General features: G+C 70.7%; 5 protein-coding genes, 1 tRNA gene, 1 rRNA gene and 1 pseudogene. 7 read left to right on the top strand and 1 reads right to left on the bottom strand.

Going from position 1 to position 11,611, the window contains the following annotated elements; all coding sequences use genetic code 11:
* The 4 genes from rrf to ACFWBW_RS40485 form a co-directional block, all read left to right on the top strand.
* Positions 1 to 93: ribosomal RNA gene (rrf, locus tag ACFWBW_RS40470) — 5S ribosomal RNA — on the top strand; the annotation flags it as partial.
* Positions 94 to 98: 5 nt separating this feature from the next.
* A tRNA-Thr gene (locus ACFWBW_RS40475) sits at positions 99 to 174 on the top strand.
* A 299-nt stretch (positions 175 to 473) separates the two neighbouring features.
* On the top strand, positions 474 to 716 hold the full coding sequence (locus ACFWBW_RS40480) for a hypothetical protein (protein ID WP_385384514.1): 243 nt from the start codon (positions 474 to 476) through the stop codon (positions 714 to 716).
* 168 nt (positions 717 to 884) lie between these two features.
* Entirely contained in the window at positions 885 to 1,091 is a 207-nt protein-coding gene (locus ACFWBW_RS40485; protein ID WP_385384517.1) for a hypothetical protein, read from the top strand.
* Between the two features lie 20 nt (positions 1,092 to 1,111).
* On the opposite strand, the gene ACFWBW_RS40490 is transcribed toward ACFWBW_RS40485, so the two are convergent.
* A complete protein-coding gene (locus tag ACFWBW_RS40490) occupies positions 1,112 to 3,634 on the bottom strand; it encodes a SpoIIE family protein phosphatase (RefSeq protein WP_385384520.1) in 2,523 nt (840 codons plus the stop codon).
* Positions 3,635 to 3,889: 255 nt separating this feature from the next.
* Here ACFWBW_RS40490 and ACFWBW_RS40495 point away from each other — a divergent pair, with 255 nt between their 5' ends.
* The 3 genes and pseudogenes from ACFWBW_RS40495 to ACFWBW_RS40505 form a co-directional block, all read left to right on the top strand.
* Positions 3,890 to 9,400 (top strand): HAMP domain-containing protein, encoded by a 5,511-nt coding sequence (locus ACFWBW_RS40495; RefSeq protein ID WP_385384523.1) that lies wholly within the window; start codon positions 3,890 to 3,892, stop codon positions 9,398 to 9,400.
* A 229-nt stretch (positions 9,401 to 9,629) separates the two neighbouring features.
* Complete coding sequence (locus ACFWBW_RS40500; protein WP_254386099.1) at positions 9,630 to 10,316, top strand: two-component system response regulator; 687 nt, start codon at positions 9,630 to 9,632, stop codon at positions 10,314 to 10,316.
* 247 nt (positions 10,317 to 10,563) lie between these two features.
* A pseudogene (locus ACFWBW_RS40505) lies at positions 10,564 to 11,611 on the top strand (cell division protein FtsK); the annotation flags it as partial.

Consider the following 11,611-nt stretch of genomic DNA (forward strand, 5'->3'; position numbering starts at 1 on the left):
CGCCCGGTTTACATTCCGAACCCGGAAGCTAAGCCTTTCAGCGCCGATGGTACTGCAGGGGGGACCCTGTGGGAGAGTAGGACGCCGCCGAACAACCCGCCCTTTTAGCTCAGTCGGTAGAGCGTCTCCATGGTAAGGAGAAGGTCAACGGTTCGATTCCGTTAAAGGGCTCCAAAACGAGAAGGCCCCCGCCATTGGCGGGGGCCTTTTTGCGTTTCCGTGAGTATTCTTCAAGTCGATCTTGAGGGATTTGTTCATGGGGAGGAATGCGTGATGTCGGATCAGACTCCGGCCGAGGCCGAGTTCGAACAGGCCTGGGCCGACGAGAGGTACACCCGGGTGGTTCTGCCGGCCGTGGACGTGAACCGGATCCTTGGGGAGCGGTACGTCACCGGCGAGCCGGTGGCCCTGGACCGGGCGCGGATCTGGGACATGGAGGTCCGGAAGGCCGGCAATCCCGGAGCCTTCATGACGTGCAGGGCGCTCTCCTGCACGCGGACGACCGCCAGCCGCTGTTCCACGTACAGCACGGGGTCGCGGGTAGCGATGAGCGCCCGCTCAATACCTGGCGGATCGTCCTGCTGACCGAGGAGCCGGACGACCGGCTGGTGAAGGTCTTCGACCGGATGGCCGGTGATCCTTGGCTGCCCGAGTTCGTCGAGCTGTATGTGAAGGACGTGCTCGGGGTCGCGCTGACGCGCCGGGATGACGTCTGAGGGACGGTGTGGAAGGGCCTCCGCCTTGTGGCGGGGGCCTTTTGTGCGTGGGGGGAGGCCGGGGCTCCTCGTCAAGCCCCGAATCTTCGGGCCGTGACCGGGGGCGGGGTTCGGGGCGCAATGGGACCAGCAGGAGTTCCAAGGCCCTCGATCCACGGGAGGAACCTCATGAGCAACGAACGGATTCGACACCTCGCCCACACGGTCAGGACGGCCCTGACCAACGACGGCGCCTCCCCGCACCCGTCCCCGTCCATGTCCTCATCGCGCTTCGATGCCGGCCGTGACGCGGCCGTCGAGACGGGCCGTGCGCCCTGGACCGGGGAGATGGCGGCCCCGTCGTTCATGATCCTGGTGGCAGGGCCCCGCCGGTAAGGCCGGTGGCGCGGCGGTGCTCAGTCGCCGTCGCGCTGCTGGGGGATGCGGAAGGCCAGGATGGCCATGTCGTCGGAGGCGGGTTCGGCGGCGAAGCGTTCCACCGCGCGCAGGACGCGGGAGGCTACGGCGCCGGCGGTGAGGCCCGTACAGGTGGTGAGGACCTCGGTGAGGCCGTCGTCGCCGAGCATACGGGTGCCCTCGCGGCGTTCGGTGATGCCGTCGGTGACGCAGAGCAGGACGTCGCCCGGGTCCAGGGTGAGGGTCTGCTCGTAGAGGTCCAGGTCCTCCAGGACTCCTAGGAGGGGCTGCGGGTCGGCGGCGGGGGTGACCTCGCCGTTCGGGCGCAGGCGCAGCGGCAGGGGGTGGCCCGCGCAGACGACCTTCATGTGGGCGCCGCCGTCGGGCTGGGGGTGCAGTTCGCCGTAGAGGAGCGTCAGGAAGCGGCTGCGGTCGCCCTCGTCGAGGATCGCAGCGTTGAGGCGCTCCAGCACGGCCGGGCCGCCGAGGCCCTCGCGGGCCAGGAGGCGCAGGGCGTGACGGGCCAGGCCGGTGACGGCGGCCGCCTCCGGGCCCGTACCGCAGACGTCTCCGATGGCGAACCCGTAGACGCCGGGGCGGATCGGGAAAACGTCGTAGAAGTCGCCGCCCACCTCGTTGCCCTCGCCGGCGGCGCGGTAGATGACCTCGACCTCGATGCCGGGGATGGTGGGGGAGCCGGGCGGCAGCAGGCTGCGCTGGAGGGAGCGGCTGATGGCGGTGCGCTCGGAGTACAGGCGGGCGTTGTCCAGGGCGAGGGCGGCGCGGCGGGAGAGGTCCTCGGCGAGTTCGAGGATCTCCTGCCGGAAGTGCTCTTCGGAGGGCTTGCCGAGGGTCAGCATGCCGATGACGCGGTTGCGGGCGAGGAGCGGGAGGACCACGGTCTCGCCGCCGACCGCCAGGGAGGTCTCGGGCCAGGGACGGGCGCCGGACTCGCGGACCGGCTCGGGCGGGCTGACCTGGGCGAGCAGGGCCTTGAGGCCGTCGATGCGTTCCTCGTCCTCGTGCAGGACGTACGAGAGGAACGGGTCGGAGGTCTGGTCGGCGATGGTGTAGACGGCGCACCAGGTGGCGAGGGTGGGGACGGTCATCTGGGCCATGAGGGCCAGGGTCTGGTCCCGGTCCAGGGTGCCGGCGAGCAGGTCGGAGGCCTCGACGAGGAAGGAGAGGGAGCCGCGGCGCAGTCGTTCGAGCTCGCCGAGGCGGGCCGATTCCACGGCCAGGGCGATGCGGTCCGCGGCGAACTGCAGGCGCAGGGCGTCGTCGTTGGAGTAGCGGCCGGGGATCTCGGCGGCCACGCCGAGGGATCCGGTGAGGCGGCCCTCGACCTTGAGGGGGACGGTGATGGCGGAGCGCATGCCGGTGGCTTCCAGGAGGGGCACCGCACCGGGGACGACGACGAGGTCCTCGTGGACGGCGGGCATGCGGGCGCTGCCGTAGCGGTTGGTGCCGGCTTCGACGGGGACGCGGGCGAAGCGCTGGCGCGTGGAGGGCAGACCGGTGGTGGCGCGGACTTCGAGTTCGGTCTCGTCGTCGGTGGCGAGGAGGAGGAAGGCGGAGTCGGCGTCGAGGAGGTCGCGGGCGCGCTCCACGGTGCGCTGGAGGAGGCCGTCGAGGTCGTCGGGGGCGGGGGAGCCGATGAAGATCTCGAAGGGGTCCGTGGGGCGGGCCTCGGTCAGGTGGCCGCCGTCCATGGGGACGCGTACGGGGCTCTGCAGCAGGGCGCGCTCGTCGTCGTGCACGAGCAGGCAGACGATGGAGGGCTCGCCGTGGGCATCGCGGACCCGCAGGTGGGAGGCGTAGATCGGGATGACGCGGCCGTCGGCGCCGCGGATGCCGTAGCTGCCCTCCCAGCGGGACAGGCGCAGGGCCTCGGCGATGCCGGTGCCGGTGCCGGGGGTCTGCGGCCAGGCGGCGAGCTCGGCGAGCGGGCGGCCGACCGCCTTCGAGGCGAGGTGGCCGAAGATGATCTCGGCGTCCTCGTTCCAGGCGGAGACGGTGCCGGCGGAGTCGATCTGCAGGACGGCGACGCGGACCCGGCTGTCGGCCAGGGGCAGGAGCTGGTCGGGGACGACGGGGCCCGCGGAGCGGGTACCGACCGGACGGTCCGGCATGTCGAGCCGGAACCACACGTGCTTGTGGGTGGCGGTGTACTCGACGCCCCAGCGGGTGGCGAGGGCGGCGCAGAGCATGAGCCCGCGGCCGTTCTCGCGGTCGGGGTCGGCGTACGGGCGCTCGCCGGGGTGCTGGAGCGGGAGCTCGCGCTCCGGGTAGCGGTCGGCCACCTCGACCCGTACGCCGTCCTCGGTGCGCAGGCACAGGACTTCGGCGCGGGTGCCGGCGTGGACCACGGCGTTGGTGACGAGCTCGCTGGTGAGAACCACCGCGTCGTCGACGATGTCCGAGAAACCCCAGCCCTGGAGGGTGTCGCGGACGAATGCGCGGGCAGCAGCGACCGAACGCCCCTGTGGATCGAAACTGGCAGCCGCCCGTGCCGTGATCACAAGTCTCCTTCGACGCGGTGGACAACGGATGCCAGGTTACTTACCTTCACGGTCGCCATGGTGCCGTCGTCGGTGAATCCACCCACAGGGTGTGGCCGGTGTGCGATGGTGCCGGAGTGTTATGGCCGGGTTCGGCCGGGGTGAAACACTGGGCAGGCTTGGAATCACGCAGGAGACGGGCAAGGCGTAAGTGGGCGCGGTCTGATGAACAAGATGCCCGGTGGAACAGTGGTCGACCCTTTCGGGAGGGACACGGTGGAGGCTGGCGCGGCGGTGCGGCGTACGGGAACGCGCCCGAAGGGAGGACGCTCCCGGCGGGGGACGACGACGGAGGTCGATACCGCGGCCCTGAACAGGCTGCTCACGGCCCTGGTGTCGATGCGGGACGGGAACTTCCGCAAGCGCCTGACGGTGTCCGGCGACGGGGTGATGGCGGAGATCGCCGCCGTCTACAACGAGGTGGCCGACCGCAATCTCCACCTGACCGGGGAGCTGTCCCGGGTGCGGCGGATGGTGGGCCGCGAGGGCAAGCTCAGCGAACGGCTGGAAACGGGTGCCTGCGAAGGCTCCTGGGCGGCCGCGATCGACGCCTCGAACCAGCTGGTGGACGATCTGGCCCGGCCGGTGTCCGAGGTGGGCCGGGTGCTGTCGGCGGTCGCCGAGGGTGATCTCGACCAGCGGATGGACCTGCGGACCCAGGCCGCGGAGGGTGCCGGGCACCCGCTGCGCGGGGAGTTCCTGAAGGTCGGGCGGACGGTCAACAACCTGGTCGACCAGCTCTCCGCGTTCACCGACGAGGTGACGCGGGTGGCGCTGGAGGTGGGTACCGAGGGCAAGCTCGGCGGCCAGGCGCAGGTGCGCGGAATGTCCGGATCCTGGAAGGATCTGACCGACTCCGTCAACACGATGGCGTACCGGCTCACCGCCCAGGTGCGTGACATTGCTCTCGTGACGACGGCGGTGGCCAAGGGCGATCTGTCGCGCAAGGTCACCGTGCACGTGGCCGGCGAGATGCTGCAGCTGAAGAACACCGTGAACACGATGGTGGACCAGCTCTCCTCGTTCTCCTCCGAGGTGACCCGCGTGGCCCGCGAGGTGGGTACGGAGGGTGAGCTCGGCGGCCAGGCGAAGGTGCCCGGGGTCGCGGGTGTGTGGAAGGACCTGACCGACTCCGTCAACACGATGGCGGGCAACCTGACGGCCCAGGTGCGCGGCATCGCGCAGGTGACCACGGCCGTGGCCAACGGCGACCTGTCGCAGAAGGTCCGTGTCAGCGCGCGCGGCGAGGTCGCGCAGCTGGCCGAAACGATCAACCAGATGACCGAGACGCTACGGACCTTCGCGGACGAGGTCACGCGCGTGGCCAGCGAGGTCGGGGCGAAGGGAACGCTCGGTGGCCAGGCGCAGGTGCCGGGGGCCGCGGGTACGTGGAAGGACCTCACCGACTCGGTGAACACGGTCTTCCGCAACCTCACGACGCAGGTGCGGGACATCGCGACCGTGACGACGGCGGTGGCCAACGGCGACCTGTCGCAGAAGGTCACCGTGAACGTGGCCGGCGAGATGCTGGAGCTGAAGAACACCGTCAACACGATGGTGGACCAGCTCCAGTCCTTCGGTGCCGAAGTGACGCGGGTGGCCCGTGAGGTCGGCGTCGAAGGCGAACTGGGCGGGCAGGCGCAGGTGCCGGGCGCGGCCGGGACCTGGAAGGACCTCACCGACTCGGTGAACACCGCCTTCCGCAACCTCACCGGGCAGGTCCGCAACATCGCCCAGGTGACGACGGCGGTGGCCAACGGCGACCTGTCGCAGAAGGTCACGGTCGACGTCTCCGGCGAGATGCTGCAGCTGAAGAACACCGTGAACACGATGGTGGACCAGCTGTCCTCCTTCGCCGACCAGGTCACGCGGATGGCGCGGGACGTGGGCACGGAGGGCCGCCTCGGCGGGCAGGCACGGGTCGAGGGGGTGTCCGGCACCTGGAAGGAGCTCACCGACTCCGTCAACTTCATGGCCGGGAACCTGACCTCCCAGGTGCGCCAGATCGCCCAGGTGACCACGGCGGTGGCACGCGGCGACCTCTCCCAGAAGATCGACGTGGACGCGCGCGGCGAGATCCTGGAGCTCAAGAACACGATCAACACGATGGTCGACCAGCTCTCGGCCTTCGCCGAGCAGGTGACCCGGGTGGCCCGGGACGTGGGTACGGAGGGCCGGCTCGGCGGTCAGGCGCAGGTGCCCGGGGTGGCCGGCGTGTGGCGCGATCTGACGGATTCCGTGAACGGCATGGCCGGGAACCTGACGTCCCAGGTGCGCAACATCGCGCAGGTCGCGACCGCGGTGGCGCGCGGCGACCTGTCGCAGAAGATCGAGGTCGACGCCCGGGGCGAGATCCTGGAGCTGAAGAACACCCTCAACACGATGGTGGACCAGCTCTCGAACTTCGCCGAGCAGGTGACCCGGGTGGCCCGCGAGGTGGGTACCGAGGGCATCCTGGGCGGCCAGGCCGAGGTGAAGGGCGTCTCCGGCACCTGGAAGGACCTCACCCAGTCCGTCAACTTCATGGCGAACAACCTGACCTCGCAGGTGCGCAACATCGCCGAGGTGACCACGGCGGTCGCCATGGGCGACCTCTCCAAGAAGATCACCGTCGATGCCAAGGGCGAGATCCTGGAGCTCGTCACCACCGTGAACACGATGGTGGACCAGCTGTCGTCCTTCGCCGAGCAGGTGACGCGGGTGGCCCGCGAGGTGGGTACCGAGGGCATCCTCGGCGGCCAGGCCCGGGTGCGCGGGGTGACCGGCATCTGGAAGGACCTGAGCGACAACGTCAACACGATGGCCGGCAATCTGACCGCCCAGGTGCGCGGGATCGCGCAGGTGTCGACCGCGGTGGCCAACGGAGACCTGACCAAGACGGTCACCGTCGAGGCGCGCGGCGAGGTCGCGCAGCTCGCCGACACCGTCAACACGATGGTCAAGACCCTGTCGTCCTTCGCCGACGAGGTCACGCGCGTGGCCCGCGAGGTGGGTACGGAGGGCCGCCTGGGCGGCCAGGCGCACGTGCCCGGGGTCTCCGGGACGTGGAAGGACCTCACCGACTCGGTGAACTTCATGGCGTCCAACCTCACCGGTCAGGTGCGGCAGATCGCCATGGTCACGACCGCCATCGCCAAGGGCGACATGACCAAGAAGATCGACATCGACGCGCGCGGTGAGATCCTCGAGCTCAAGACCACGATCAACACGATGGTCGACCAGCTCTCCTCCTTCGCCGACCAGGTGACCCGGGTGGCCCGCGAGGTGGGTACGGAGGGCATCCTCGGCGGCCAGGCGCGGGTGCGGGACGTGGACGGCACGTGGCGGGACCTGACCGAGTCCGTGAACGAGATGGCCGGAAACCTCACCCGCCAGGTGCGCGCCATCGCGGCCGTGGCCACGGCGGTGACGCGGGGCGATCTCAACCTGAAGATCGACGTGGACGCGGCCGGCGAGATCCAGGTGCTCCAGGACAACCTCAACACGATGATCGCCAACCTGCGCGACACCACCTTGGCCAACAAGGAGCAGGACTGGCTCAAGGGCAACCTCGCCCGCATCTCGGCCCTGATGCAGGGTCGCCGCGAGCTGGACGACGTGGCCTCGCTGATCATGAGCGAGCTGACCCCGGTGGTCTCCGCGCAGCACGGGGCGTTCTTCCTGGCGCTGCCGACCGGGGGCACCACCGAGATCGGGACCGACGGGGGCGCGGACGGCTCGTACGAGCTGCGGATGCGCGGGAGTTACGCGTACGCCGGCGGGCAGATGCCCATCTCCTTCCGGCCGGGGGAGGGACTGATCGGGATGGTCGCCGAGGAGAAGCGGATGGTGCTCATCGAGAACACCCCGCCCGGCTACCTGAAGATCTCCTCCGGGCTCGGCGAGGCCCCGCCCGCGCACGTGATCGTGCTGCCGGTGCTCTTCGAGGGGAAGGTGCTCGGCGTCATCGAGCTGGCCTCCTTCCAGCCCTTCACGCAGATCCAGAAGGACTTCCTCAGCCAGATCGCCGAGATGATCGGTACGAGCGTCAACACCATCTCCGTCAACTCCAAGACGGAGATGCTGCTCAAGCAGTCGCAGGAGATGACCGAGCAGCTGCGGGAGCGCTCCGACGAGCTGGAGAACCGGCAGAAGGCCCTCCAGGCGGCCAACGCCGAGCTGGAGGAGAAGGCCGAGCTGCTGGCCCAGCAGAACCGGGACATCGAGGTGAAGAACACCGAGATCGAGGAGGCCCGGCAGGTCCTGGAGGAGCGCGCCGAGCAGCTCGCGGTCTCGATGCGGTACAAGAGCGAGTTCCTGGCGAACATGTCGCACGAGCTGCGGACCCCGCTCAACTCCCTGCTGATCCTGGCCAAGCTGCTCGCCGACAACGCGGACGAGAACCTTTCGCCCAAGCAGGTGGAGTTCGCCGAGACCATCCACGGGGCCGGCTCCGACCTGCTGCAGCTGATCAACGACATCCTCGACCTGTCGAAGGTCGAGGCGGGGAAGATGGACGTCTCCCCGACGCGGATCGCGCTGGTCCAGCTCGTCGACTACGTGGAGGCCACCTTCCGGCCGCTGACCGCGGAGAAGGGGCTCGACTTCTCGGTACGGGTCTCCCCGGAGCTCCCCGCGACCCTGCACACCGACGAGCAGCGGCTGCTCCAGGTGCTGCGCAACCTGCTGTCGAACGCGGTGAAGTTCACCGACACCGGGGCGGTGGAGCTGGTGATCCGGCCCGCCGGGGCCGATGTGCCCATCGCGATCCGCGAGCAGCTCCTGGAGGCCGGTTCGCTGCGGGAGGCCGACGCCGACCTGATCGCCTTCTCGGTGACGGACACCGGGATCGGGATCGCCGCGAGCAAGATGCTGGTGATCTTCGAGGCGTTCAAGCAGGCCGACGGGACCACCAGCCGCAAGTACGGCGGCACCGGCCTGGGCCTCTCCATCAGCCGGGAGATCGCCCGGCTGCTGGGCGGGGAGATCCACGCGGCGAGCGAGCCCGGCCGTGGGTCGACCTTCACCCTGTACCTGCCGCTGCACCCGAGCGAGCTGCCCCCGCAGGGGTACGCGCCGCCGACGCCCGGTGGGGCGCGCGGGGAGCTGTACCGCCGCCCGGCCGCCGAGGAGGTGCGGCCCGAGCTGCCGGCGGCGCCGGTGGCGCAGGGCCCCGTAGCGCCCGTGGGGCCGGTGTCGCTGCCGCGGGCCGGGGAACCGGTCGGGCACGGGTCCTCCGCGTTGTTCCGGCGGCGCCGCAAGGCGATGGCCGAGCCGCCGCTGCGGGCCGAGGTGCCCGGGCAGGGAGACGTGGACGCGTGGGCCGTCGAGGAGCCGCTGCCCCAGGCGCCGCGGACGTACGACTTCCACGGCGAGCGGGTGCTGATCGTGGACGACGACGTGCGCAACGTCTTCGCGCTGACCAGTGTGCTGGAGCAGCACGGGCTGGCGGTGCTGTACGCGGAGAACGGCCGGGAGGGCATCGAGGTCCTGGAGCAGCACGACGACGTGGCGCTCGTGCTGATGGACATCATGATGCCGGAGATGGACGGGTACGCGACGACCTCGGCGATCCGGCGGATGCCGCAGTTCGAGGGGCTGCCGATCATCGCGCTGACGGCGAAGGCCATGAAGGGCGACCGGGAGAAGGCGATCGAGTCCGGTGCCTCGGACTACGTGACCAAGCCGGTCGAACCCGACTACCTTCTGTCGGTCATGGAAGGACACATGCGCGGGGCCGGCGCGTGACCGGGCGGGCGGAGGGGAACTCCCGAGGGAACCTTCTGCCCTTCCACCACGTTTCCGCTTCGTGCGCTGTGACATCTTGGTGACAGGGTGTGGCGATCTCGGGACTGGGGCTACGATGACCGGCACAAGGACGGACGGCGCAAGGATGCCGTCCTCTGGGGCGGGGCCCGGCGTACAGGCCGGAGCCAGGAGCCGGGGAGGCCCCATGCCGGGGCGAGGAGGACAGGGCATGGTGCAGAAGGCCAAGATCCTCCTGGTCGACGACCGGCCGGAGAATCTGCTGGCGCTGGAGGCCATCCTCTCCGCGCTCGATCAGACACTGGTCCGGGCGTCGTCGGGGGAGGAAGCGCTCAAGGCGCTGCTGACGGACGACTTCGCGGTCATCCTGCTCGACGTGCAGATGCCGGGCATGGACGGGTTCGAGACGGCCGCGCACATCAAGCGGCGGGAGCGGACCCGGGACATCCCGATCATCTTCCTGACGGCGATCAACCACGGTCCGCACCACACCTTCCGCGGGTACGCGGCGGGCGCGGTGGACTACATTTCCAAGCCCTTCGACCCGTGGGTGCTGCGGGCCAAGGTCTCGGTGTTCGTCGAGCTGTATACGAAGAACTGCCAACTGCGCGAGCAGGCGGCGCTGCTGAGGCTCCAGCTGGAGGGCGGCAGCTCCAACGGCGCGGTGGACGGCTCCAAGGAGACGGCCGGGCTGCTGGCCGAGCTCTCCGCGCGGCTCGCCGCGGTGGAGGAGCAGGCGGAGGCGCTGACCAAGCAGCTCGGCGAAGAGGCCGCCGATCCCTCGGTGGTGGCAACCGCGGCCCATCTGGAGCGCAAGCTCACCGGACTGCGGCGGGCGCTCGACGCGCTGGAGCCGGGGACCGGTGGCGGGGCTCCCGTACTGCCCGCTCAGGGCTGAGGTCCGGGCAGGCCCCGCGCGGCCGGCACGTGGGCCCGCCTGCCGGGCCGGTGTCGGCCCGTCGGGGGTCTGTCGGCGTCCTGTTGGTGGCCTGTTGGCAGTCCGTCAGGTCTGGCGGGGCGTCATGAGGGGCCGCCGGTACGGGCCGAGGGCGCGGGCGTCTGCCTTCCGAGACTCGGAACGACACGAACGGGTGAAGGGGTGGGCACGCGTGTCCACCGGCGCGCGCACCGGTAACCTCGGGCGCATGGCCTCAAGTACGTCCGGTAAGGGTTCCCAGAGCACGGCGGGCACCGCGAAGGGCCGCACCGGCCGTACGACGGCGCCGGCGAAGAAAGCTGCCCCAGCACGCAAGCCGCCCGCCAAGAAGGCGGCGCCCGCCGCCAAGCGCGCCACCGTCAAGAAGGTCGCGCCCAAGCCCGCGCCGTCCCCCACCGGGGGAGTGCTGCGGCTGCTGCGCGCCTTCTGGCTCGGCATCGCGCACGCGGTCGGCGCCATCTTCCGCGGCATCGGCCAGGGCGCGAAGAACCTCGACCCGGCCCACCGCAAGGACGGCCTCGCCCTGCTGCTGCTCGCCCTCGCGCTGATCGTCGCCGCCGGGACCTGGTCGAACCTCAGCGGGCCCGTCGGGGACCTGGTGACCATGCTGGTCACCGGCGCCTTCGGGCGGCTCGACCTGCTCGTGCCGATCCTGCTCGGCGTCATGGCGGTACGTTTCATCCGCCATCCCGAACAGGCCGACGCCAACGGCCGCATCGGCATCGGGCTCTCCGCGCTGGTCATCGGAGTCCTGGGGCTCGTGCACATCGCCTGCGGAGCCCCCGGGCGCGACGAGGGCACCACCGCCATGCAGAACGCCGGCGGGCTGATCGGCTGGGGCGCCTCGAAGCCGCTGATCTTCACGATGGGCGCGCCGCTGGCCGTGCCGATGCTGGTGCTGCTCACCGTCTTCGGGCTGCTGGTGGTCACCGCCACCCCCGTCAACGCGATCCCGCAGCGGCTGCGGAGCGCGGGGATCCGGCTGGGGGTCATCGCTCCGAACGAGCACGACGCCGAGTACGCCGAGTACGCGGAGCGCGGGGACGCCGGGAGCGCGGCCTCGGCCGCCGCGGACCGGCACGATGCCGAGCAGTGGCGGGCCCGCTCCGGCGCCGCCGGGCCGGGAGACCCGGCGGAGGCCGCCGAGGAGGAGGCGCTCGCCCGGCGGCGGCGCCCCCGGCGGTCCGCGGGCCGGCCCGCCATGGACCGCGGGATGGACGCCGTCGACGTGGCCGCGGCGGCCGCCGCCGCGCTGG

It is taken from the genome of Streptomyces sp. NPDC059957, from assembly GCF_042730015.1.
In the GTDB taxonomy this organism is placed as follows: Bacteria; Actinomycetota; Actinomycetes; order Streptomycetales; family Streptomycetaceae; genus Streptomyces.